Here is a 24,714-nt window from a genome sequence, read left to right on the forward strand (position 1 = left end):
GGGGGCGTTGCACGGGTCACCACGTCTCCAGGGTGAGGACGTGGTCTTCTCCGGCTTCGAGGTCGAGCGGCCGTGCGCCGGAGGAAGTCCGGAGTTCGAGGCGGCAGCTGCGGGTGGGGCGCAGGACGGCGATCGCCAGGTGCGGTCTCCAGCTGAGGTCGAGTTCCGCCCCGAACCTCGTGCGGATGCCCCGGAGTTCGCCCTTCGGGTACGCGGCCGGCGGCGCGGGCAGCAGCACCAGCCGGTCCGGCGTCGACTGCACGAGCATCTCGATGACCACGGCGGGCAGGGTGTGGGCGGCGTCCGCGTTGTAGACGTCGAGGTTCGGATAGTGCGAACTCATCAGCGACGTGTGGAAGTAGTCGCCCTTGAGGACCTGGCCGAGGGCGTGCGCGACGCGTGCGCTGTCGCTGAGACGGGCGGCGACGAGGGCGTGGTGGAGGTGGCCGTGTGCGGAGTCGTTCTCGGCGCCGCGGAGTTCTAGGGCGCGGTGGGCAGCTGCCGCGAAGCGCTCCGCGGGGGGCCGTCGTTCGTCTGCAGGTCTGTCGTGGCTGGTCGCGCAGTTCCCCGCGCCCCTTTGGGGCGCTGCACAGCCCGGGGTTTCGTCGGGGGCGATCTCCTCTAGCGGCCAGACGCCGTAGAGGTGGCTCAGGTGGCGGTGGTCGTAGGTGTCGTCGAGGTCGGGCCACGCCCATTCCGCCAGGGCGCCGTCCTTGTTGGTCCGGTGTGGTGGCAGCCTGTCGGCGAGTGCGCGCCAGCGGTCGGCGTGCTCGGGGTGGTACGTGGCGGCCGTGCGCAGGGCGTGCCGGGCCGCCGAAAGATCCATCGTCGCGTTGATCGTGCCCCAGCTCGCGTTCGCGGGGCGGTTCTCGGGCGAGTAGGAGGGGACGACGATCAGGTGGCCGTTCTCGTCGGTGCGGGTGAGGAAGTCCTCGTAGAACAGGGCGACTTCGGCGAGGGCGTCCGCCGTGCGCGGGTCGTGCTCGCCGCGGATCTCGTCGTGGTCGACGAGCGGCTTGAGCAGCCAGTCGGCGCCGGCGGTCCACAGGTGCAGTGGGTATGCGCGGCTGTAGTGGTACGTCAGCCCGGACTCGCCGTCGCTGTGGGCGGGGGCCACGACACCCCGGGTGCCGAAGATCGCGCGGGCGTTGGCGCGCCAGTCCGGGAGCTGACGGGAGATCAGGCCGGCCAGGGCCTCGGTGACTTCGGGGAGTGCGGCGGCCGCGGCGGATGCGGTCTGGAGGTTGACGTTGGCGTCGTTGGTGAACGCCCCCGACCACGCCGTGTCCCAGTCGCCGGTCCACAGGCCGGTGAGCCGGGGCGGGAACAGGCCTGAGGCGGAGAGCAGGTGATAGCGGCCGGCGGCGAAGAGGCGTTCCAGGAGGGCCGGGCTCTCGGGGTGCCCGAGCAACTCGGAGCCCGGCAGGGCACGTTCGGCGGGGTCGGCGCCCAGGTCGAGCGTCACGCGCGTGTAGGCGGTGCAATGGAGCGCGGTGTGCCGGTCCAGCAGACGGGCGTACGGGTCGTCGCCCTCCGGCACCAGGTCGCGCAGGACTCGGGACTCGGCCTGTACATCGGGCTCGCCGGTGTGGCGCCGCACGCGGGTCAGCAGCAGGACCGAGGCGGCGCCGGTGACCCGGAGGCCGGGAGGGGTGAGCGTCGTACGGCCGCCGGTGACGATGACCAGCGTGATGCCCGTGTACGCGCGGTCGCTGCCCGGGTAGCGGGCGCGCAGGTTCAGCAGGGCGCCGTCGGGAGTGAGGACCGCGCCGTGACCGACGGCCAGGTCGTGCGGGGCGCCGGGGAGGAGGTGGTCGAGGGTGATGGTCAGGTCGGAGGCGGTGACGCGTTGGACGATCACGTCGTCGGCGCGGGAGACGAAGACGCGGCTGTCCCAGCCGTCGCTCTCCGACTGTGCGACACCGGTGGTGAAGTCGACGGAGCGGCGGTAGTGCGCGTGTGCGCCGGACGCCCTGCGCAGCCGTATGTGGAAGGCCGGATGGAAGGGCTGCACCCACTGGAGGTCGCGCCCGTCCGTGAAGGCCTCCGCCGCCCGCAGCTCCCCGGCGAGCAACCGGTCCTGGAGTGCGGGCAGTCGGGACGCCAGCTCGGGCGGTCGGGCGCTCTCGCCGCCGTTGGGACGGACGAGGGTGTGATGGGTGACGACGACCCGTTCGTCGTTCGGATCACCGAACACAAGGGTGCCGTGGTGGCCGTTGCCGCTGAGGTAGCCGTCCTCCCAGCGGGGGGCGGGGTGCGGCTCCCACGTGCCGTGGACGGGGCCGCCGGTCGTGGTCATGGGCGCAGCACCGCCACTCCGTAGCGGGCGAGGGCGAGTCGGCCGGTGACGGTCGCGCCGGTCAGCAGGTCGCGGTGGGTGCCGGGGACGTCGACGGTCACCGGCTCGCGGCCATGGTTGAGGACGAAGAGCAGGTCACCGCGGCGGACGGCCTCCACGCGCTCGGGCAGTCCGTCGAGCACCGGCCGGGCGCCCGCCTCGCCGGCGATCCGGGCGAGCAGCTCGCGGAGCGCCTCCGGCTCGGGGAGCGTGGAGACGTACCAGGCGCGGTCCTTGTGGAGCACGGCGGGCAGACCGTCGAGTTCACCACCCTTGTACGGGACGGTCGTGGCGTCGCTCTCGGCCTCGATCTCCTCCGACCACAGCGTCCCGCGGAATCCGTCGCACTCGACGCTCTCCCCGGCGTCCAGCGGCCACCACTCGTGCAGGGTGCGGATGCCGAACAGCTCGCGCAGCCGGGCGTCCATGCCGCCGGGACGTACCCGGTCGTCCTCGTCGGCGATGCCGGTCAGGAAGCCGCAGACGAGGGTGCCGCCGCCGCGGACGTAGGCGATCAGATTCTCGATCGCCGCGTCCGTGAGGAGGTAGAGCTGCGGTGCCACGACGAGCCGGTACGGGGTGAGGTCGTGCTCGGGGTGGGCGAAGTCGGTGGTGAGGTGGGCCTCCCACAGCGCGCGGTGCCAGGCGCGGAGGACGTCGGGGTGGTCGACGTGGGTGGACAGACGGCCGTCCTGGGCGCCGGCCCACCAGGAGTGCCAGTCGTGCAGGATCGCGATGTCCGATGTGCTGTGCTCCCCCGTCACCTCGCCGCCGATCCTGTGCAGCTCGGCCCCCAGCTGCTTGACCTCCTGATACGTACGGCCCTCCTCCCCCGCATGGCTGACCATCCCGGAGTGGAACTTCTCGGCGCCCTGCCGTGACTGCCGCCACTGGAAGTAGCAGACGGCGTCGGCGCCGCGGGCCACGGCCTGGAGGGACCAGAGGCGGTTCAGTCCGCGCGGCTTGGGGTGGTTGGCGCCTCGCCAGTTGACCGGCCCCGCCGCCTGTTCCATCAGTACCCAGGGGCCGCGGGCCTGCGAACGGGTCATGTCCTGGACGAGGGCACCGCTCTGGGCACCGAGCGGATCGCGCGGGTCGGGGTAGAGGTCGACGGAGACGACGTCCTCCTCGGCCGCCCAGCGCCAGGCGTCCTGCCCCACCCACAGCGGCATGAAGTTGCTGGTGACCGGGATATGAGGCGTGTGCCGGCGGACGATGTCACGCTCGGCGGTGTAGCACTCCAGGAGCATGTCGGACGTGAAGCGCTTGAAGTCCAGTACCTGGGTGGGGTTCTTGAGGTAGTGGGCGTGGCGGGGCGGCAGGACCTCGTCCCAGTCGCCGTAGCCCTGGCTCCAGAAGGCCGTGCCCCAGGCGGTGTTGAGCGCGTCGAGCGTGCCGTACTTGTCGTCGAGCCACTGCCGGAAGCGGGCGGCGGCCTCGTCGCCCCAGTCGAAGGTGCAGTACTCGTTGTTGATGTGCCACATGGTGAGGGCGGGATGGCCGCCGTACCGGCCGGCCAGGTCCTCCGTGATCGCGGCTGCGTAACGGCGATACGCCTCACTGGAGTGCGAGAAGTGCTGCCGCCCGCCCCACCATTCGACCCGGCCGTCCTCGTCACGGGGCAGGGTCTCGGGGTGGAGCCGGCCGAGCCACGGCGGGGGCGAGGCGGTGGGGGTGGCGAGGACGACGCCGATGCCGTTGTCGTCCATCAGATCCATCAGCCGGTCGAGCCACCCGAATTCCCTTTCCCCCGGCCGGGGTTCGAGCTTGGCCCAGGAGAAGACACCGAGGGTGACGGAGTTGACGCGGGCCTCCTTCATCAGGCGCACGTCGTCCAACCAGACGTCCTCCGGCCACTGCTCGGGGTTGTAGTCGCCGCCGTAGAGGATGCGACCGCGGGTGGCATCGCCGAGTCGAGGCGTCATGGGTCGAGGCATCAGACCGGCTCCCCGTACTGGATGCCACGCCCGTTGGTGGCGAGGTAGACGCGACCGTGGATCCGCGGATCACCGACGATGACCTCGCCGGTCCAGCCCCACTGGTGGGCGTCGTCGTTGATGCGCACCCACGTCCTGGCCCGGTCGTCGGAGCGGTACACGGCGGTGATGGTCTCGGTGGCGCCGACCTGGAAGATCGCCGGGTAGTCGGCGCCGTCGGCGGCCTTGCCGAACCCGAGGGTGTACGAGGCCCAGCAGCTCTCCACCTTGGCGAACGTGGCGCCGCCGTCCGTGGACCGATAGAGCCCGTTCCACTTCACGCTCAGCCACAGGTCACCGGATCTGCCGGGCGCGGCGACGAGCTTGAACTGGCTGTCGCCGGAGGGGAGTCCACCCGCACGGGCCATGAACGTCCGGCCCCCGTCCGTGCTGGCGTACAGCGTTCCCGTGTCGGTGTCGTACGCGTAGAACAGCGTCGGGTCGGCCGGGTCGGCGACCGGTGTGGCGCCCTTCGGGAAGGAGGAGACCTCGGACCAGGTCGCGCCGTTGTCCGTCGAGCGGTGAGCCGCGTACTTCGTGCCGTCCCAGTGCACGAAGGTCCACAGCAGCACACTGCCGTCGGCGTTGGTGGCGATCGGCCCCGGTGCGTCCTTGGCGAGGTCGGGCTGGGCCGCGAAGGGCGCCCAGGTCCGCCCGCCGTCGCCGGAGTGGGCACCGTTGCCGTGGTCGCCCCACCCGGTGCGCACGACGTACTCAGGTCTGGCCGCGGCCTGTGCGAGTCCCGTCGCCGTCCCGAACACGGGGTTCGTCGCCATGCCGCGCGACGGAGACGCCGTGAGCCGCTCGTGGTACATCACGCCGATGTCCCCGAGCCCGCTGATCAGATGCGCCTTCCCCGCCGGCGGCGAGATCAGCTGCCGCACGGAGCTCTCCTCCAGCCCACGGATCTGCGGGGCCCAGTGCTTCAGGTCCCGTGTTCCGTAGAGGGTCGCGCCGGTGCCATAGACGAGGTGCTTCGAGTCGTACGGGTCGAGCGCCAGCGCCTGGATCCACCAGCCGAACTTCGGCTGCTCCTCACCCCACTTGAGGTAGGGGGTCTCGGACACGTCGAAGACGGCGGAGTCCTTGAGGGACGTCCAGGTGCCACCGCCGTCGGTGGACCGGAAGACGGTGTCGATCTCGGCCCAGCGGTTGTTGGTGGACACGACCACGGTGCCGGGGCGGCGGGCGTCGACGGCGACCCCGCCGTAGCCGAAGGTGTCGCTGCCGCCGGGCACGACCGGGGTCACGTCGGTCCACGTACCGGTGGTGACGGTCAGCTTGTGCACACTGCCGTCGGACTGGCCGTTCGGCCCGGGGGCGTTGGCGTACGTCACGTAGAGCGCACGGGTGTGGCGATCGTAGGCGGCGCGGATCGGGACCTCGGCGGAGGTGCCGGTGGGCTGCCCGGGGACTGCTTCCCAGGTCGTCCCGTCGGCGGTGCGGTAGAGGCCGGCACCGTCATCGCCCCATCCCGCGTAGACATGGCGTCCGACGGCGAGGAGGAAGGTGACACCCTGCCCGGTGGGATTCGGACGGGGCGGAAAGCCGCTCACGGCCGCCCAAGCAGCGCCCCGGTCGGTCGACTTGAGCAGCCCGTCATGCCGCGTCCCCAGCCACAGCGTGTCACTGTCGCGCGGGTCGACGACCAACCGCTCCCCGGCCCCCCGCCCGTCCTCGTTGGCCCCGAGCTTCACCGTGAGGTCGGCACGCGTCCAGGTGGCACCGCGATCATCGGAGCGCAGAACGGCACCGTTGCCGGCCCAGGACTGGGCGTAGGTGCCGAGGGCGAGATACAGCCGGTTCGGGTGGGCGGGGTCGACGGCCATGGCTTCCACACCGAGCAGATTCCAGTCGTCCCACCCGATGTGATCGGTGAGCGGGGTCCAGACGGCGGCGCGGTCGTCCCACCGGTAGGCGCCGCCGATGTCGGTACGGGCGTAGGCGAGGCCGCGGACGGAGGGGTGGAAGAGCACGCCGGTGATGAATCCGGTGCCGCCGATTGCGGCGGTGCGCCAGCGGTAGGCGGGAGCGGCTTCGGCAGCTTGCGCGCGCCCTTGCAGGGAGGGCACGGCGGTAAGCGCGCCGACGGCCGCGGCCCCGGCAAGAACGGCTCTCCGACTCAGGCGAGACGTGCGCATGACAGACCTCTTCTACGAATTGGGGGAACTGGAGAGACCTAAAGGGGCGCGGGGCTGTATCAATGTGCGGCTCCGCCGCGTGGGCGCGACCAGCCACGGACTACCTGCAGCCAGAGAACAACGCGCACCCCCGAGCTCCCCCCGTCACCCCTTCACCGCCCCCGTCAACATGCCCTTCTTGAAATGCCGCTGCACGAACGGCGAGAGCACGGCCACCGGCAGCAGAGCCATCACCATCACCGCCATCTGCACGGCAAGCCCCGACAGTTGCCCCGTCTTGATGGCCTGCCCCAGCCCCACCGGCGCCTCCTGCTTCTGCACCAGCTGGATCATGACGTTCTGCAACGGCATCATGTCCTGGTCGTTCAGATACAGCGACGCGTTGAACCACGCGCTCCAGTACCCCACCGCGTAGAACAACGTGATCACCGCGATGACGGCCCGCGACAGCGGCATCACGATCTGCCGGAGGATCCGGAAATCCCCCGCCCCGTCGATCCGCGCACTGTCGATCAGCTCCTGCGAGATCCCCATGAAGAACCCGCGCAGCACCAGGATGTTGAAGACACTGATCGCGCTGGGCAGGATCAGCGCGAGATATGAGTCGGTCAGCCCGAGGGTCTGCACCAGCAGATACGTGGGAATGAGCCCGGCGCTGAAGAACATGGTCGCCAGCAGCATCATCAGAATCCACCGGTGCCCGAGCGACCCGGTCCGGGACAACCCGTACGCACACAGCACGGACACCGTCATCGAGAACGCCGTACCGCCCAGTGTGACCAGAACGCTGACGATCGCGGCCCGTGTGACCTGACCGCCGCTGAGCAGCTCCTGGTAGGCGACGAAGGTGATGTCCTTGGGGATCATCACCAGCCCGCCGGCCTCGTCGATGGTCTTGCGCGAGGAGAGACTGGTGACCACGACGATCCACAGCGGGAAGAGAACGGCGAAGCAGGCGAGCGCCAGGACCAGCCCCTTGCCCGCCAGCCCCACCTTGGTGGGCTCCTCGTCCCACACGGGCCGCGGAGGCCCGGCCCAACGCCCGGGCCTGCGCACCGGTTTGTCCATCACGGCGGTCACTTCTTGTACACCCCCTGCTCGCCCATGAGATGGGCCACCTTGTTCGCGGCCAGGACGAGACCGATGCTGATGACGCCCTTGACCAGTCCGGCGGCGGCCGCGTAGCCGAAGTCCTGGTTGCGGACGCCGTTCCACCACACGAAGGTGTCGAGCACTTCCGCGGCGCCCGGTCCCACGGCGTCTCTCTGCAACAGGATCTGCTCGAAGCCGACCGTCAGCGCGTCCCCCACCCGCAGCACCAGCAGCAGTGCGATCACCGGCCGCAGCGCGGGCAGGGTGACGTGCCACATCCGGCGCCACCGCGAGGCCCCGTCCATGGCGGCGGCCTCGTAGAGGTCCGGGCTCACGGACGCCAGCGCGGCGAGGAACACGATGATCCCCCAGCCGGCGTCCTTCCACACCGCCTGCGCGGTGACCAGGAACTTGAACGTGTTCGGGTCGGTCATGATGTCGAGGCCGTCGTACCCGTGGTCGCGCAGCAGCGTCGAGAGCAGCCCGGCGCCGCCCAGCAGTTGCTGGAAGACCGCGATGACCAGCACCCACGAGAAGAAGTGCGGCAGATAGAGGACGGCCTGCGCGATGGCCCGCACCCGGGGCCTGACCACGCTGTTGATGAGCAGCGCGAGCAGGATCGGGATCGGGAAGAACAGCAGGAGCTGGAGGAAGAACAGCACCAGGGTGTTCTGGACCGCCTGCCAGAACGAGGAGTCCTCGAAGATCCGCTGGAAGTTCTCCAGACCGACCCAGGGACTGTGCAGCATGGACACGACGCCGTTGTCGCTGATGTAGGGGTCGTAGTCCTGGAAGGCGACCAGGTTGCCGAGGATCGGCACGTAGTTGAAGAGCAGGACCAGCGCGACGGCCGGCAGCGTCATCAGGAGCAGGACGCGGTCTCGTCTGAGCCTGTGCCGCAGACTCAGCTTCCCGGGGGATCGTTTCCGCACTGAGCGCGGACCGGTGGCGCCGCCGGACGCCACCGGGGTCTTGTCCGTCGTGTCGGCCTCGGCCCTGCTCCGAGGCACCGTGCTGTGGGACACGGCCGTTCTCCTTGCCTCGGTACCGGGTCAGCTGGCCGCGGAGCCGTTCTCGTCGAGGATCTGCTTGTACCAGTCGCGCAGCTTGTCGCCGCCCTTGCTCTTCCAGTCGGAGACGGCCTGCTGCATGTCGCTGATCTTCTTGCGGCCGCGGACGATGTCGTCCTCCAGCTGCTCGAAGTCGTTGGAGAGGTTGGTGTAGCGGCTGGGCTCGGTGATCTGCATGCCCCAGAAGGAGGACTTCTTGGTGAAGGCGCCCATCCGCTGCTCCCACTCGACCTGGCCCTTGGCGACGTCGGGGAAGTCGGGGTGCGCGAGGGTCGCGGCGGGGCTCGCCACCATGACGTAGGCGTTCAGCACGTCGATGTTGCCCTGGTCGGTCTTGGTGGGGACACCGTCCTTGACGGTGTAGTGGGTGCCCTCCACGCCGTAGTTGGTCATCATGTACTCCTTGGTGCCGTACGGCGCCGCGGTGACGTTCGCGACGGCCAGCACGTCGCGGATGACCGACTCGGAGGCCTTCTTGTTGACGAAGGCGAAGATTCCGGCGGGCTGTTCGGCCCACATCGTGGGGCTGCCGCCGTCGTGGCCCCAGACGTCCATGCCCCAGATCTTGAAGTCCGGGTTCTGGGTGGCCTGTTCGGCGGTGCGGCTCCACCACTGGGAGATGTTGTTGGGGTAGATCAGGAACTCGCCCGCCGCGAACTTGGGGCCCGGGTCAGGGGCGTTCTTGCCCATCTGGGAGTCGGGGTGGACGACCCCCGCCTCGAAGAGCTTGCGGGACCACTCCAGCGCCTCCAGGTACTCGTCGGTCTCGACGCGGTAGACCAGCTTGCCGTCGACCAGGTTCCAGCCGAGCGGCTTCTCGCTGCCCGAGAGCACACCGAAGGCCTGGAGGGCGGTCCACTTCATGTCCAGACACGCCCAGCGCTTGGCCTTGGCGTTGGTGATCTCCTTGGCCAGGGCCATGAACTCGTCGCAGGACTTGGGTATTTCGTACCCTTCCTTCTCGAAGATGTCCTGGCGGTACAGGGGCACCATGCTGGGGGCCCACGGCGCCGGCATCGGCAGACCACGCAACCGGCCGCCGAAGATGGAGCGCTGCCAGGAGTCCGTGGGGATCGCGGCGAGGTTCGGGTACTCCTTGACCGCGTCGCCGGACAGATAGGGCCCGAGGTCGGCGAACTTGCTGATGATGGCGGTGGGTATCTTGCCGCTCATGTTCCAGCCGGGGACGACCACCACGTCCGGGACGTCACTGGAGGCGAGCACCGCGCCGAGCTTCTGCTCGTAGGTGTTCCCGTCCTGGTTCTGCCAGACGACGTCGACACCGATCAGGTCGTTCATGCCCTTGTAGTAGGCGTTGTCGCTCTTGGGCGGCGACCCCCAGAACGGCGACATGATGGTGACCTTGCCGCCCTTGCCGAGCTTCTTGGTGACCGAAGTCTTCAGGGTGGCGAGGTCCAGCTTGCCGGTGAACCCGATCGCGGAGCCGTTCTTGGCCGGGATGTCCGGCGTCACCACGTTGCTGGCCACGAACGCCGGCAGGATCTTCTTCGCGTCCTTGCCCGACGTGGTTCCCTCACGCGAGTTGCTGTCCGACCCGCCGCACGCGGCAAGCAACGGCATCCCCCCACCCACCGCCGCGGCGGCGACCGCCGTGGAGGCGAGGAAGCTTCTCCGGCTGGGAGCGGAGGCGGAAGCGGCGTTCGGCGTCATTGCGTCAACCCTTCGTGGCGCACCAGGACACCCGGCGGGGGCCGTCGGCTGCGGTGTCTTGAGTGGAACTCGCTGAGCGGAAGCGATCCTCCGCCCCATACCAGGGCGATCAGTAGTCGAAGCGCTTCGATGTTGCTGCGAGGTTAAGTGAACACTCGGGGGTACACAAGGGTCGCTTCCAAGATTCCTCCGAGGTGTGGGAGGTGACCTTTCCTTATGCACTGCTTGAAGTGAGGGTGTTGATCTCTTGACACCCACCCCTGAGTCGAATGAGCATCGAAGCGCTTCGAAAGCATCGACCCGATCCATCGCAAGGGGATCCCAACGTGACCGCACCCACGCCGTACACGCCGCCTTTCCGCGATCCGCACCTTCCGTTCGCGAAGCGCATCGACGATCTGCTGTCGCGGCTGAACCTCGACGAGAAGATCGGATTCCTGCACCAGTTCACCCCGGCCGTCGAACGGCTCGGCGTCGCAGCGTTCCGCACCGGCCAGGAGGCGCTGCACGGTGTGGCGTGGATGGGCCCGGCCACGGTGTTCCCGCAGGCGGTGGGTCTGGGCGCGACCTGGAACCCGGACCTCGTACGACGGGTCGGCGACGCGGTGTCCCAGGAGACCCGTGCCATGCGCGTCCGCGACGACCGCGTCGGTCTCAACGTCTGGTCCCCGACCGTCAACCTGCTGCGCAACCCCCTGTGGGGGCGCAACGAGGAGGGCTACTCGGAGGACCCGAAACTCACCTCGGCGATCGCCACGGCGTACACGCACGGCCTGCGCGGCGACCACCCCACGTACTGGCGCACCGCCCCCGTCCTCAAGCACTGGCTCGCGCACAACAACGAGACGGGCCGCGACGTCACATCGTCCTCCGTCCGTCCCCGCGTCCTGCACGAGTACGACCTGCGCGCCTTCCGCGAGACGGTTGAAGCGGGCGCGGTGGCCGGGGTCATGCCGGCGTACAACCTGGTCAACGGCCGCCCGAACCACGTCTCGCCCTACCTCCGCGAGCAGCTGCGCGCCTGGAGCGACGACGAGCTGCTGGTGTGCTCGGACGCGGGCGCGCCCTCCAACCTGGTCGACTCCGAGCACTACTTCGACACCCATGAGGAGGCGACCGCGGCCGCGGTCCTCGCCGGCGTCGACAGCTTCACCGACCACGGGACGGACAGCTCGCAGATCGTCGCCCGTGTCCGGGGCGCCCTGGAGCGGGACCTGTTGACCGAGGCCGACCTCGACGCGGCGGTGAGCCGCCAGCTCTCGGTCCGTTTCCGGCTCGGCGAGTTCGACGCCTACGACGAGACGGGCGCCTTCGACACCCCGGAGCACCGCGCGCTCGCCCAGGAGGCGGCCGAGCAGGCGGTCGTCCTGCTCAAGAACGACGGCCTGCTGCCGCTCGCCCACGACACCCGTCTCGCCGTCGTCGGCCTGCTCGCCGACGAGTGCAAGCTCGACTGGTACAGCGGCACGCTCCTCCATCGCTCTACGCCGCTGGAGGGCCTGTACGAGCGGTTCGGCGCCGAGCGCGTGGAGTTCGCGGAGGGGGTGGACCGCGTACGGCTGCGGACGTCGAGCGGTGCTTTCCTGTACGTCCCGCCCGCCGACGGCGTCGACGAAGTACGCGGCGCCGAGGGCGCACTGGACCCCGCGCTCCTCGCGGGCCGCACGGACCTCCCGCCGCTCACCACCGACGCCACCGGCACCGAACTCGCGCTCGTCGACTGGGGCGAGGGCGTGCTGACCCTGCGCGCCCCCGACGGCCGCTATCTCTCGGTCGCCGACGACGGCTATGTGCGGGCCTCCGCCGACCAGCCCGGAGGCTGGGTCGTCCAGGAGACATTCCGCCTGGAATCCCATGAGAACGGACACCTCCTCCAGCACATCGGTACGGGTCGCCACATCTCTGTCGCCGCCGACGGCGTGAAGGTTGCCGAGGAGAACCCGGAAATCTTCCGGGTGGAGATCGTCGAGCGCGGCGAGGACGCGGTGGCGCGCGTCGCCGCCCAGGCGGACGTCGTCCTGGTCGTCGCGGGCAACGACCCGCACATCAACGGCCGCGAGACCGAGGACCGTACGACGCTGCGGCTCCCCGCCCACCAGGAGCGCCTGCTGCGGGCGGCCCGTGCCGCGAACCCCGACACGGTGCTGACGCTGGTCTCCGCCTACCCGTACGCGGTGCAGACGGCCGCCCTCCCCGCGCTGCTCTGGACCGCGCACGGCGGCCAGGCGGCCGGCACCGCGCTGGCCCGGGTCCTGGCGGGTGACGTCTCCCCCGCGGGCCGCCTCCCGCAGACCTGGTACGCCGACGACGCCGACCTGTCCGATCTCCTCGACTACGACGTGATCGGCGGCCGTCAGACGTACCTCTACTTCGAGGGCACGCCGCTGTTCCCCTTCGGCCACGGTCTGTCGTACGCGTCCTTCTCGTACGGCGATCCGTCCGTCCGGGTCGAGGGCGAGACGGTGCACGTCTCCTTCAGCGTCACCAACACCGGCGATGTGACGGCGGACGAGGTCGCCCAGCTCTACATCCGCGCCGTGGACCCGTCGGTCCCGCGCCCGCGCCGCGAGCTGGTGGCGCACCGCCGCCTGACACTCGCCCCGGGGGCGAGCGAGCGGCCGGCCTTCGAAGTCCCGCTGTCCGCCTTCGAGTTCTGGGATGTCGCGCACGGGAGGTGGCGGCGGGAGCCGGGTCCGTACGACGTACTGGCCGGCGCGTCCAGCGAGGACATCCGGCTGCGGACGACCGTCGTCCTCGACGGCGAGCCCGCCGCGCCCCGCCCGGTCACCCGGTACGGCCTGGACGCGGCCGACTTCGACGAGCAGAGCGGTGTCGAGATCGTCGACCGTACGAAAGTGGCGGGCGACGCGGTGACGCCGGCGGGCCGGGGAACGGCCGAACTCGTCTACCGGGACTGCGACTTCGCGGCTGGTGTCACCCGGGTCGGTGCGGCTGTGGCGGGCGAGGGCGCGGTGGAGGTGTCGCTGGACGGCGGTCCGGTGCTGGCCGTCCTGGAGGCGTCGGGATCGGGGCCGTACGACTACACCACCCTCGGCGCCGGTCTGGTCGCCGCAGGCGTGCACGACGTGCACCTCAGGCTGCGCGGCCCAGTGCGGCTCGCGCATGTCGGCTTCTCCGGCTGAGGGTCCGGAGGAGCCGGCACAAAGAAAGGGCCCGGCACCGGAAGGCATCGGTGCCGGGCCCTTTCGAGCACTCTATATGAAAATGGTTCCCATGAGCTAGAGCGTGAGGCCGGTGAGCACCAGCACCCGCTCATAGGTGTAGTCGTCCATCGCGAACTTCACGCCCTCACGGCCCACGCCGGACTGCTTGACGCCGCCGTACGGCATCTGGTCGGCACGGTAGGAGGGCACGTCGCCGATGACCACACCGCCGGCCTCCAGGGCACGGTGGGCCCGGAAGGCGACCTGGAGGTCATGGGTGAACACGCCTGCCTGGAGGCCGTACTTGGAGTCGTTGGCCGCGGCGAAGGCCGCCGCCTCGCCGTCCACCTTCTGCACGGTGAGGACGGGTCCGAAGACCTCCTCGCAGGAGATCGTGGTGTCGGCCGGTACGTCGGTGAGGACCGTCGGCGCGTACGAGGCGCCGTCGCGCTTGCCACCGGCGAGAAGCGTGGCACCGGCGTCGACGGCCTCCTGGACCCAGGACTCCACGCGCTTGGCGGCGTCTTCGCTGACCAGCGGGCCGACATCGGTCGCGTCGTCGGACGGGTCGCCGGTGACCTGGGCCTCCACCGCGGCGACGATGCGCGGGAGCAGACGGTCGTAGACGGACGCGTCGGCGATGACCCGCTGCACGGAGATGCAGGACTGGCCGCCCTGGTAGTTCGAGAAGGTGGCGATCCGGGTGGCCGCCCAGTCGAGGTCGGCGTCGGAGGCGTAGTCACCGAGCACCACGGCCGCACCGTTGCCGCCCAGCTCCAGCGTGCAGTGCTTGCGCGGCACCGAGTCCATGATCGCGTAGCCGACCTTCTCGGAGCCGGTGAAGGAGATCACGGGCAGCCGCTCGTCCTGGACGAGGGCGGGCATACGGTCGTTGGCGACCGGGAGGACGGACCAGGAGCCCGCGGGCAGTTCGGTCTCGGCGAGCAGTTCGCCGATCATCAGGCCGGAGAGCGGGGTGGCCGGGGCCGGCTTCAGGATGATCGGCACGCCTGCCGCGATCGCCGGGGCGATCTTGTGGGCGCAGAGGTTCAGCGGGAAGTTGAAGGGCGCGATACCGAGGACGACGCCCTTCGGGAAGCGGCGGGTGAGCGCGAGTCGGCCCTGGCCGCCGAGGTCGGTGTCGAGGCGCTGGGCCTCGCCGCCGTTGAAGCGCCGGGCCTCCTCGGCGGCGAACCGGAACACGGACACCGCGCGGCCGACCTCGCCCCGGGCCCACTTCATCGGCTTGCCGTTCTCGGCGGAGATGAGCCGCGCGATCTCCTCGGTGCGCTCGACGAGACGCCGGCTGACGTGGTCGAGGGCGGCGGCGCGGACATGCGCGGGTGTCGCCGCGAACTCGTCCCGTACGGCGTACGCGGCGGCCACGGCCTCCTCGACCTGCGCGTCGGTCGGCACACCGACCTTGCCGACGAGGCGTCCGTCCCACGGGGAGGTGACGTCGAAGGTGGCCTCACCGGTGACCTGGCGGCCGGCGAGCCAGAAGGCATGGGTGGAAGTCATTGGGAGTCCCGGCCCTTCCGCGTTGGGGGTGATGGTTCTTGGCGTTCGCGGTCCACGGTAGGGGTGGGGAGGGGAGGAGGCGTTTGTCCGGGGCGTAGTGGTCGGGGGGCCGAGTGTGCCGGAATGGCAGGCACAGGCTGCGGGCAGTCGTGCCGCCTGGGGCGGCACGGGTGGGCACAGGCGGCACCCCGTCAGCGCCGGGCTGCGCGACCCACCCCCGCCCGGCACCAACCCCGCGCGCCTACTCCGCCGACGTCGCCTTCAGCGCCAGCCACAGCTCCATCCGTGTGTCCGGATCGTCCAGCGAGCGGCCGAGGATCTCCTCCACGCGCCGCATCCGGTACCGGAGCGTGTGCCGGTGGACGCCCAGGTCGGCCGCCGCCGCGTCCCACTGGCCGTGCCGGGAGAGCCAGGCCCGGAGTGAGGCGACCAGGTCACCCCGACCGGTGGCGTCGTGCTCGTACAGCGGCCGCAGCAGACCGTCCGCGAACGCCTTCACCGCGTCGTCCGCGAGCAGCGGCAGCACGGACCCCGCGGCCAGTTGCTCGTGCTCCACGGCCACCCGCCCCCGCCGCCGGGCCACGGACAGCGCCTGTTCGGCCTGCTTGTAGGCGGCCGCCGCGGCGATGGGTCCCACGGGGGCCGACAGGCCGATGACGAGTTCGTCCTCGTCGGTCAGCGGCTGCTCCGGCCCGGTGGCCCGCGCCGCCTCGACGGCCGCCGCATACTCCGCGCAGGCCTCGACCGCCGCCCCGCCGTCCGCGGCCAGCGCCACCAGCCGCTCTCCCTCGGGCACCACCAGTACGGCCTCCCCCGACCGCGCGCCCGCCGACTCGATGACCTCCGCAAGGCCGGCCAACGGATCTCCGTTCGTGGTGGCCGGCTCGGCGACGATCACGCGGAAGGGGGCGTCGAGGAGAGCGCCGTACAGGTCACCGGCCACCGTGCGGGCGTGGTCCGGCTCCCCGGCGAGCAGCATGCGCAGCACCGCCGCCCCGAGCCGCTGCTCGGCGGCGTGCAGGGCACGGGAGCGTTCGGTGGTCAGGGTGAGCAGGGCGATGGCCGAGTGGACCGCGTACCGCTCGGCGGTCCCCAGCGCCGCCGCCGTGCCCACCGCGAGCGCCGCGCGCGGGCGGCGGCCGGTGCCCAGCGAGTGCAGTTCGACCCGGTCCTCGTGCTCCGGCCCGCCCACCACCGAGGAGGCCGGCGCGGGCCGCTCCCGCAGGCGTTCCACGTCCGCCGTCAGCCGGGCGGCCCGGCGTCCCGCCCACTCCGGGGCGGTGGCGACGACGGCGCCCGAGGCGTCGTAGAGCGCCGCCCATCCGTCGACCTGCGAGGCGAGCGCGGCGAGCAGCCCCTCGGGCCCGTCCGTCAACGCCTGCTTGGTGAGCTCGCGTTGTGCCGCGAACCCCGCCGTCACCGCCCGGTACTGGTCGGCGGCGATCGCCGCCGAGACGGCCTTGCTGATGGCGAGGAAGGGCGTGCGGCGCGGCACCTCCAGCAGCGGCAGACCCCCCTCCCCGGCGGCGTCGACGAGGGCCTTGGGGGTCTCGTCGTAGTTGACGCCGACGGCGAAGCCGAGCCCGACGACCCCCGCCCCCGCCAGCCGCTTCACATAGCGCCGCATCGCCTCCGGATCCTCCGCGTCCAGCTTCAGCGCGGTGATCAGCAGCAGCTCCCCGCCCTCCATGTACGGCACGGGGTCTGCCAGCTCGCTGACGTGCGCCCAGCGGACGGGCACGTCCAGCCGGTCCTCGCCCGCGCGCACGGTGAGCTTGAGCGCGGAGTGGTGGACGAGGGAGGCGAGCGTCGGGGGCATGGAGCCTTCAGGTCGGTGAGGGTTGCGTGATCATTGTGATCCTTTGGCCGCCACGTATGAACGGCCTATGCCGATTCTGCCTCACCGTACGGTCGCCGCACGCCCTCTCGCCCGGACGTCAGTCGCGCAGATCCACCAGCAGCGGCGGCGCGTGCTCACCCTGCACGGTCGTCAACGACAGCACCGCGTGTCCCGGCGGGACGCCGTGTGCCAGCTCGGACGCGGACCACCGCTCCCGCTCGACCTGCCGCACGGTCACGGCCCGCGCGGTCGGCGCCTTCCCGGTGATCACGCGCCGCACCATGTGCACGGCCTTCCCGGCCGGGGTCTCGGCGATGATCTGCCGGTCGGTGACGTCCCGTGCCTCGGTCCACTCCTTGCCCCACACCTCGGCGAAGTCCTGCCCGTCCCACGGCGTCAGCCCGGACAGCGCCATCCGGCAGCCGGCGGCTCCGAGCAGCGGACCGCGCAGCGGCCTCGGTACGTCGTCGAGGGTGCGCAGGGTCAGGACGACTCCGGCATGCGCGGACCGCAGCCGCTGAACCCCCTTGACGGCCTCTGGGGTGACGACACCCGAGGCGTCGTCCAGGATCAGACAGGCGAACAGCGAACGGTCCTCCCGCACCGCCACACTCGCCGTGAACTGCGCGAGCACCAGCCGCGCCAGCATCCGCGAGGCGTCCGCGTGCCCGCGCTCGGGCAGGTCGATCCGTACCCGCACCGGATGGTCGAGGGCCTTGAGGGAGAACGGCCGGGACTGGCCCGACGTGTCGAAGAACCCCGCGAACGCCGGCCGGTCCAGCAGCGCCACCCGGTCCGCGAGGGTCCCGCCGATATCGCCCGGCTGGCCCATCTGCCGCTCCCGGGCGTCCAGTTCACGCAGCAGCGACTCGTGGTCGGAGCCCGTAAGGCCCTGGCGCAGCGCGCCGAGCAGACCGGGTGACCCGTCGAGCAGCTGCCGCAGCTCCGGTACCGACGGGAAGCGTCCGTGCACCGCCCGGAACGGCCCGAGCAGCTGGGCGAGTACGGTCGTGGACCGGCGACCGTCACTGCCCGGATGCGGATCGGCGAGATCCCCGACGAGCGCCTCGGCCAGCACGGCCGCGGCTTCATCGGGGTCCGTGGTCCCGCCGTACAGATCGAGGTCGTACACGGAGTCCGGATTCCCGATCCGTACGACGACGTCATACGCGTCGGCCGGGCCGAGCCCCGCCCCCGCCCCGCCGACCACCACGACGGCCGCTCGCCCGGCGAGCGCGTGCAGACACAGCGACTCGGCGAGCGGACGGACCACACTGCCGGTCTTCCCCGAGCCCGCCGGCCCGACGGCCAGCAGCGAGGTGCCGAGCAGATCGGGGCCGAGACCGAGACCGCTGCCCCGGTAGGCGTACGGGTTTCGGGCGTCGTCGGCCGTCGTACCCAGCCGCACCTGCCCCGTGAGGAGATCGTGCCGACCGAGCCGGGCCGGCAGATCACGCGCCCCGGAGGGGTGCAGACAGGCAGCGGCCCCGTCCTTCAGCACCGCACCGGTGAAGGTCGCCAGGCTGTGCCGGCCACTGCGCACGCCCTGCCAGGCACGGGCGATCCGGGCATGGTCCACATCCCGCATCAGCCCACTCCGCGCCTCGACGACAAGCCGCTCGGCGGCGTCGGCGGCACCGGCGGCGCGGAGCTGGTTCCACTGGGCGGGGTCTTCTTCGGCGGCGGGCGGGCGCTCGTTCGTCCGGGGGGTCCGACGCCAGGCGGGCGGGCCGTACCGGCGCCAGATCTCCGACCAGCGGCCGAGCCGCCCGACGCCGACCATGATGACCAGCGCGATCAGCACGTAGTAGGCGTAGACGACCACGACCGCGGCGAAACTGTGCGGTTCGACCCAGGACTCGGGGATCATCGCGTAGAGCGGCAGCAGCCACCAGCTGCCGAGATAGCCGTTCCACAGCAGCGACCAGATCAGCCAGCCGACCAGGAACGCGATCACGGCCCCGCTGATCAGCTGCCGCCCGGGAATGACCTCCGGCTCCTCCTCCGGCCGCGGCCGGTGCCCGAACCGCCACACCCCGGGTGCCGCCTCCGGCCGTGGCGTCCGCAGCCACGTCAGGAACGCCGAGCCGTCCGGGCGCGGGGGCACGCCGGGTGCCTGCGCCGGGAGGGGCGGCATCGCGGGGGGCGGCCCCGCTGGACGCGGCACAGGGTTCGCATGCGTACCCCGCGCGTCCTGCGTCCCGTCGCTGTCCATCGCGCTTGCCCCCTGAGCAGCCGTTCCGTCCACCGTCAGCGAGTCAATCTAATGCCCCGGCAAGGGGAGTTCACGGCTTGCGCCGTCCGGCGCGCGGAACGGACCAAGACGCTCCGGATATCGTCGTCCCTTCATATTGCACGCGGCGGACGAAACGGGGACACGCAGGTGACGGATCAAGTGGCCGTCGGTGAGGGCGATTTCGCGGGGCCCGGGCCGGGGGCGGGGGCGGTCGCGTGGGACGATCCGGCGACTCGGCGGGCGTGGTGGCGACAGGTGGGGCCCGGTCTTCTGCTCATCGCCTGCTGTGCCGCCTGGTGGACCTGGTACTCCGGCATCGGCATCCCGCTGCGCGAGCGGGTGGTCTGGCTGAACGTCGTGTTCCTCCTCCTCACGGGCATCCGCGTCCCCTTCGAGCTGCTCGGTGAGCTCCCCAACGCGTATCGCGTCCGCCGCGTCCTGCGCACCCACCCCTGGCACATCGCGGAGAACCCGCGGCACGGCGTCGGCAACCATCCGAAGGCCAAGGACACCCGCAGCGCATGGTTCGAGGTCCCGGACCCCGCCGCCCCCGAGCGGCGGTTCCCCCTGATCCTCGGGTCCGTACCGATGTGGTGGCACGCCGGCATGCGCCCCACCGCACGCCCCGACCGCAGGGCCCGGATCGCCCGCCTCTGGTACAGCGGCATCCCCGGCGACCAGATGGTCATCGCCGCCTCGCGCGCCGACGAGAAGGCCCCGCATCGCCTGCGCCACCGGTACCTGCGCCACGGCATGATGCCGGAGAACGCCGCCGGACCGGACGTGGCGGCCCCCGACCCCTCCCTCGACGCCCTGTCCCATCCCCCCACCCGGCGCGCGCTACGCCGCCGGCTGTCCGCCCGCTTCGCCCTGCTGTTCACCTTCTGGCCGGCGCTGCTGGCGGTCCAGGTCGCCGAGGTGGTCGCCGACCAGGACCACGACAAGATCGGGGTCTTCGTCATGGCCCTGATCCTCGAGGTGACGATCCTCCCCTTCCACATCTACGTGGTCGTGGCCACGCGCCGCATGGCCCGCACGCTCGCCGCGCACCCCTGGCGGCCGGTCGACTGCGAGGTCCGCACGAACGGCAGACAGCAAAGGATCACCGTGGACGGCCGGAGCCTGACGCCGAGCCCGTTCCGGGTGTACGTGGACTCGAACGCCGGCCGGCTGTGGATGGCGGGCGATCCGACCACGCGCTGCGTCGTCTCCGTACCCGGCGGCGCCCGCCCGCTCGGCGTCGCTATGTCCACCAAGGACAACCGCCCCCGCTGACAACGCCCACATGGAGCATGCCCACCCCCCTCTCCCGGTCCTAGCCTGCGAGAAAAGAAGAGAACGCAAGTTTCCGTAGAACCCCCAGGAGCCCCTCATGACTGCAATCCCGCAGGAGCGCCGCGTCGTCACCGCCATTCCCGGTCCCAAGTCGCAGGAGTTGCAGGCCCGCCGTAGGGCCGCGGTCGCGCAGGGTGTGGGCTCCGTGCTGCCGGTGTTCACCGCGCGGGCGGGTGGCGGGATCATCGAGGACGTCGACGGGAACCGGCTGATCGACTTCGGGTCGGGTATCGCCGTGACGTCCGTCGGTGCGTCCGCCGAGGCCGTTGTGCGCCGGGCGTCGGCTCAGCTCGCCGACTTCACCCACACCTGTTTCATGGTCACGCCGTACGAGGGGTACGTCGAGGTCGCGGAGGCGCTGGCGGAGCTGACGCCGGGGGACCATGCCAAGAAGTCCGCGCTGTTCAACAGCGGTGCCGAGGCCGTCGAGAACGCGGTCAAGATCGCGCGTGCGTACACCAAGCGGCAGGCCGTCGTCGTGTTCGACCACGGCTACCACGGCCGTACGAACCTCACGATGGCGCTGACCGCCAAGAACATGCCGTACAAGCACGGCTTCGGGCCGTTCGCGCCCGAGGTGTACCGGGTGCCGGTGGCGTACGGCTACCGCTGGCCGACCGGTGCGGAGAACGCGGGGCCGGAGGCCGCCGCGCAGGCCATCGACCAGATGTCCAAGCAGGTCGGCGCGGACAACATCGCGGCGATCATCATCGAGCCGGTGCTCGGCGAGGGCGGCTTCATCGAGCCCGCGAAGGGCTTCCTGCCGGCCGTCCGCCAGTTCGCCGCCGACAACGGCATCGTCTTCGTCGCCGACGAGATCCAGTCGGGCTTCTGCCGTACCGGTCAGTGGTTCGCCTGCGAGGACGAGGGCATCGTCCCGGACCTGATCACCACCGCCAAGGGCATCGCCGGTGGCCTCCCGCTCGCCGCCGTGACCGGTCGCGCCGAGATCATGGACGCCGCGCACGCGGGCGGCCTGGGCGGCACCTACGGCGGCAACCCCGTCGCCTGCGCCGGTGCGCTCGGTTCGATCGAGACGATGAAGGAGCTCGACCTCAACGCCAAGGCGAAGAACATCGAGGCGATCATGAAGGCCCGCCTCGCCGCCATCGCCGAGAAGTTCGACATCGTCGGCGACATCCGCGGCCGTGGCGCCATGATCGCCATCGAGCTGGTCAAGGACCGCGCCACCAAGGAGCCGAACCCCGAGGCCACGGCCGCGCTCGCCAAGGCCTGCCACCAGGAGGGACTACTGGTCCTGACCTGTGGCACCTACGGCAATGTGCTGCGCTTCCTGCCCCCGCTCGTCATCGGCGAGGACCTGCTGAACGAGGGCCTCGACATCATCGAGCAGGCCTTCTCCCGCATCTGAGCCGACGCACGGCAGCTTCACCCGCAGCTGCTTCGACGCGCACAAAGGCGCAGTTCAGCCACAGCGGCCTCATGGGTGGTTGATCCATGGATCACCTCATGGGTCCCACCCGCCCCAGTCCTGTCCTCCATCGCGATTCCAGGGCCGGGGGCGGCGGCCGTCAGAGCGTGTGAAGAAGGTGTGCGAGGTGGATGACGGGACGCGATTCCGTCTGTCGTACGCCCACCCCCTGCCGTAGGTTCTACCCAGATGAGAGATACACCCCGCCCACAGGGGACTGTGGGCGGCAGCAGGCCGGGGCCTCCCCAGCTTCGACCTGGTCGTGCCCTCGCGCACACACCCGGAGCTTCCGGCTCCGGATCTCCTCACCGATCGGACAGTCGCCCGCCCCAAACCCCCCGGGGCGGCCGACCATCCGATCTGATCGGCCGCCCCGGAACCACCCCCCCTGTTCCGGGGCGGCCGACCTCCTTTCTCCTCCTTCTCGGGCTTCCGGCCCTCCTCTTCGCGCTGATCACCTGGCAGGTCGTCGACGACGGCCCGCTGCTGCGTGTCGACGAACGCCTCAGCCGGGCCCTCGTCCACCCGGACCGGCTCTCCGAACTCCTCGCCGACCTGGGCAATGTCCCGGTCGCGATCCCGGTGCTGGCCGCCGCCCTCGGGTACGCCGCCTGGCGCTCACACCGCAGTGGTACAGACCGGTGGTGGCTGCCGGCCACCGCGGCGGCCGTACTGATGGCGCTGGTTCCGGCCCTGATCGTCCCGCTGAAGGAACTCACGGACCGCCCGGGCACCCCGGCCGTGCCGCCCGCGACCGGCTACTACCCCTCCGGCCACACGGCCACGGCCGCGATCGCCTACGGCTGCGCGGCCCTGCTCCTCCTCCCCTGGCTCCGCACCGCCCCGGCCCGCCGCGGTCTCGTCCTCGCCTGCACCGCGCTCAACCTCGGCGTCGGGTTCGGACTGGTCCGCCGCGGCTACCACTGGCCACTGGACGTGGTGGCCAGTTGGTGCCTCTGCGCGGTGCTGCTCACCGGGTTCGTGGTGGTCGTCGACCGCCTCAGCCGAAGTAGCCGTCGAACGTCCGCTGGAACTCCCAGTTCGAGTAGCGGTCCCAGTTGATCGACCACGTCATCAGGCCGCGCAGCGCGGGCCAGGTGCCGTGGGTGGCGTACGAGCCGCAGTTCGTCTTCTTCGTCAGACAGTCCAGGGACTTGGTGACCTCGGCCGGGGGGACGTAGCCGTTGCCCGCGTTCGTGGAGGCCGGCATGCCGATGGCGACCTGGTCCGGGCGCAGGGGCGGGAAGACGTTGCTCGCGTTGCCCGCGACCGGGAAGCCGGTGAGCAGCATGTCGGTCATCGCGATGTGGAAGTCGGCGCCGCCCATGGAGTGGTACTGGTTGTCGAGGCCCATGATCGGGCCCGAGTTGTAGTCCTGGACGTGGAGCAGGGTGAGGTCGTCGCGCAGGGCGTGGATCACCGGAAGGTAGGCGCCCGCCCTCGGGTCCTGGCCGCCCCACTGGCCGGTGCCGTAGTACTGGTAGCCGAGCTGGACGAAGAACGTCTCGGGGGCCATCGTCAGCACGAAGTCGTCGCCGTACTTGGCCTTGAGGGTCTTCACGGCCGAGATCAGGTTCACGATCACCGGCGTCTTGGGGTTCTTGAAGTCCGTGTCGTCGGCGTTGAGGGACAGCGAGTGGCCCTCGAAGTCGATGTCCAGACCGTCGAGGCCGTACTCGTCGATGATCTTCGAGACGGAGGTGACGAAGGCGTCGCGGGCCGCCGTGGTGGTCAGCTGCACCTGGCCGTTCTGGCCGCCGATCGAGATCAGCACCTTCTTGCCCGCCGCCTGCTTGGCCTTGATCGCGGCCTTGAACTCGGCGTCGCTCTCGACGTTCGGGCACTCGGTGACCGGGCAGCGGTTGAAGCGGATGTCGCCGGAGGTCACCGAGGTCGGCTCACCGAAGGCCAGGTCGATGACGTCCCAGCTGTCCGGGACGTCGGCCATGCGCGTGTAGCCGGAGCCGTTGGCGAAACTGGCGTGCAGATAGCCGACCAGGGCGTGGGCCGGGAGTTCCACGGGAGTACCGGTTCCCGCGGTCGTCGTCGCGGTCACCGTGGCCGACTTGGCGGACTCGCCCGCGTCGTTCCCCGCGGCCACCTGGAAGCTGTACGCCGTGGACGGCGACAGGCCCGTCACGGTGGCCGAAGTGCCGCTCACCGTCTGGACCTTGACCCCGTCGCGGTAGACGGCGTAGCCGGAAGCACCGGAGACCGGGGACCAGGACAGGGCGACGCTGGAGGAGGTGACCGTGCCGACCTTCAGCCCGCCGGGTGCGGCGGGCGGCTGGCCCGCGTCCACGCCCGGTCCGGTGAGCGATATGTCGTCGGCCTGGTAGGCGCCGGTGCCGTACCAGCCGTGGGTGTAGATCGTGACCTTGTTCGTCGAGGCGCCGGTGCGGAAGGTCGTGGTGAGCTGCTGCCAGTCGGGGGCGGACTGGGTCCAGGCGGAGACATCGGTGGTGCCGGTGCCGGTCGCGCCCATGTAGACGTAGGCGCCGCGGACGTAGCCGGAGAGCGTGTACTGGGAGTCGGGTTTCACGGTCACCGTCTGGGAGCACCGTGCGTTGTCGCTGCCGGCCGGGGTTGCCTGGAGTGCGGAACTGCCGGTGCGCACGGGTGAGTTGACCGTCGTACCGGATGAGCACGTCCAGCCGTCCAGGCCGGATTCGAAGCTTCCGTTGCGAGCGAGGTCCGCGTCGGCCGCACGGGCGGCCGACGAGAGCGCGGTGATGCCGGGCACGGCCAGGACGGCGGCCGTGAGTACGGCGACGAAAGGTCTGGGGCGATCCACAAGTGCCTCCGGGCATGGGGGGAATTGGAGGGTGGAGCGCCGCACAATTTGGTCCAGACCAATCGGCTTGTCAATACCTCTCGCCGGGTCCCACAACGCCCCCA

14 protein-coding genes are annotated in these 24,714 nt (G+C 70.8%); 4 read left to right on the plus strand and 10 right to left on the minus strand.

What is annotated here, in order from left to right:
• Positions 1–16 precede the first annotated feature (16 nt).
• The 6 genes from ACIHFB_RS42295 to ACIHFB_RS42320 form a co-directional block, all read right to left on the minus strand.
• Positions 17–2,299: a glycosyl hydrolase family 95 catalytic domain-containing protein gene (locus ACIHFB_RS42295; protein ID WP_400129652.1), complete on the minus strand. Its 2,283-nt coding sequence runs from the start codon at positions 2,297–2,299 to the stop codon at positions 17–19.
• Positions 2,296–4,275, minus strand: a complete 1,980-nt coding sequence (locus ACIHFB_RS42300) for a beta-galactosidase (protein ID WP_400129653.1) — start codon at positions 4,273–4,275, stop codon at positions 2,296–2,298. The genes ACIHFB_RS42295 and ACIHFB_RS42300 overlap by 4 nt, the downstream gene beginning before the upstream one ends.
• Positions 4,275–6,455 carry a 1,4-beta-glucanase gene (locus ACIHFB_RS42305; protein ID WP_400129654.1) on the minus strand — a complete coding sequence of 727 codons (2,181 nt, stop codon included), beginning with the start codon at positions 6,453–6,455 and terminating at the stop codon, positions 4,275–4,277. The genes ACIHFB_RS42300 and ACIHFB_RS42305 overlap by 1 nt, the downstream gene beginning before the upstream one ends.
• A 144-nt stretch (positions 6,456–6,599) precedes the next feature.
• Positions 6,600–7,535, minus strand: a complete 936-nt coding sequence (locus tag ACIHFB_RS42310; RefSeq protein ID WP_400129655.1) for a carbohydrate ABC transporter permease — start codon at positions 7,533–7,535, stop codon at positions 6,600–6,602.
• Positions 7,532–8,572, minus strand: a complete 1,041-nt coding sequence (locus ACIHFB_RS42315) for an ABC transporter permease (protein ID WP_400129656.1) — start codon at positions 8,570–8,572, stop codon at positions 7,532–7,534. Before ACIHFB_RS42315 ends, ACIHFB_RS42310 begins: the two co-directional genes overlap by 4 nt.
• Positions 8,573–8,599: 27 nt before the next feature.
• Positions 8,600–10,288, minus strand: a complete 1,689-nt coding sequence (locus ACIHFB_RS42320; RefSeq protein ID WP_400129657.1) for an extracellular solute-binding protein — start codon at positions 10,286–10,288, stop codon at positions 8,600–8,602.
• 326 nt (positions 10,289–10,614) lie between these two features.
• Between ACIHFB_RS42320 and ACIHFB_RS42325 the strand changes: the two genes are divergently transcribed.
• Positions 10,615–13,431, plus strand: a complete 2,817-nt coding sequence (locus tag ACIHFB_RS42325; protein WP_400129658.1) for a glycoside hydrolase family 3 C-terminal domain-containing protein — start codon at positions 10,615–10,617, stop codon at positions 13,429–13,431.
• Between the two features lie 96 nt (positions 13,432–13,527).
• On the opposite strand, the gene ACIHFB_RS42330 is transcribed toward ACIHFB_RS42325, so the two are convergent.
• From ACIHFB_RS42330 to ACIHFB_RS42340, 3 genes are all read right to left on the minus strand, one after another.
• On the minus strand, positions 13,528–14,973 hold the full coding sequence (locus tag ACIHFB_RS42330; protein WP_365285625.1) for an aldehyde dehydrogenase family protein: 1,446 nt from the start codon (positions 14,971–14,973) through the stop codon (positions 13,528–13,530).
• A gap of 241 nt (positions 14,974–15,214) precedes the next feature.
• Positions 15,215–16,792, minus strand: a complete 1,578-nt coding sequence (locus tag ACIHFB_RS42335) for a PucR family transcriptional regulator (RefSeq protein WP_400129659.1) — start codon at positions 16,790–16,792, stop codon at positions 15,215–15,217.
• A gap of 118 nt (positions 16,793–16,910) precedes the next feature.
• Entirely contained in the window at positions 16,911–19,028 is a 2,118-nt protein-coding gene (locus tag ACIHFB_RS42340; protein ID WP_400129660.1) for an ATP-binding protein, read from the minus strand.
• 168 nt (positions 19,029–19,196) lie between these two features.
• On the opposite strand from ACIHFB_RS42340, the gene ACIHFB_RS42345 reads away from it, so the two are divergent.
• The 3 genes from ACIHFB_RS42345 (at position 19,197) to ACIHFB_RS42355 (ending at position 22,878) form a co-directional block, all read left to right on the plus strand.
• Positions 19,197–20,324, plus strand: coding sequence for a hypothetical protein (locus tag ACIHFB_RS42345; protein WP_400129661.1), 1,128 nt, complete (start codon positions 19,197–19,199; stop codon positions 20,322–20,324).
• 97 nt (positions 20,325–20,421) lie between these two features.
• Entirely contained in the window at positions 20,422–21,756 is a 1,335-nt protein-coding gene (gene gabT / locus ACIHFB_RS42350) for a 4-aminobutyrate--2-oxoglutarate transaminase (RefSeq protein WP_400129662.1), read from the plus strand.
• Between the two features lie 249 nt (positions 21,757–22,005).
• Complete coding sequence (locus tag ACIHFB_RS42355) at positions 22,006–22,878, plus strand: phosphatase PAP2 family protein (RefSeq protein WP_400129663.1); 873 nt, start codon at positions 22,006–22,008, stop codon at positions 22,876–22,878.
• Here the strand turns inward: ACIHFB_RS42355 and ACIHFB_RS42360 are convergent.
• Entirely contained in the window at positions 22,817–24,610 is a 1,794-nt protein-coding gene (locus ACIHFB_RS42360; protein WP_400129664.1) for a chitinase, read from the minus strand. The genes ACIHFB_RS42355 and ACIHFB_RS42360 overlap by 62 nt on opposite strands.
• Between the last annotated feature and the right edge of the window lie 104 nt (positions 24,611–24,714).

The sequence above is a fragment of the Streptomyces sp. NPDC051963 genome (assembly GCF_044593495.1).
In the GTDB taxonomy this organism is placed as follows: domain Bacteria; phylum Actinomycetota; class Actinomycetes; order Streptomycetales; family Streptomycetaceae; genus Streptomyces.

Coding starts and splice junctions, on each gene's coding strand:
- ACIHFB_RS42295 (WP_400129652.1), bottom strand. CDS start 2,299: ATGACCACGACCGGCGGCCCCGTCCACGGCACGTGGGAGCCGCACCCC.
- ACIHFB_RS42300 (WP_400129653.1), bottom strand. CDS start 4,275: ATGCCTCGACCCATGACGCCTCGACTCGGCGATGCCACCCGCGGTCGC.
- ACIHFB_RS42305 (WP_400129654.1), bottom strand. CDS start 6,455: ATGCGCACGTCTCGCCTGAGTCGGAGAGCCGTTCTTGCCGGGGCCGCG.
- ACIHFB_RS42320 (WP_400129657.1), bottom strand. CDS start 10,288: ATGACGCCGAACGCCGCTTCCGCCTCCGCTCCCAGCCGGAGAAGCTTC.
- ACIHFB_RS42330 (WP_365285625.1), bottom strand. CDS start 14,973: ATGACTTCCACCCATGCCTTCTGGCTCGCCGGCCGCCAGGTCACCGGT.
- ACIHFB_RS42335 (WP_400129659.1), bottom strand. CDS start 16,792: ATGCCCCCGACGCTCGCCTCCCTCGTCCACCACTCCGCGCTCAAGCTC.
- ACIHFB_RS42340 (WP_400129660.1), bottom strand. CDS start 19,028: ATGGACAGCGACGGGACGCAGGACGCGCGGGGTACGCATGCGAACCCT.
- gabT (WP_400129662.1), top strand. CDS start 20,422: ATGACTGCAATCCCGCAGGAGCGCCGCGTCGTCACCGCCATTCCCGGT.
- ACIHFB_RS42355 (WP_400129663.1), top strand. CDS start 22,006: ATGAGAGATACACCCCGCCCACAGGGGACTGTGGGCGGCAGCAGGCCG.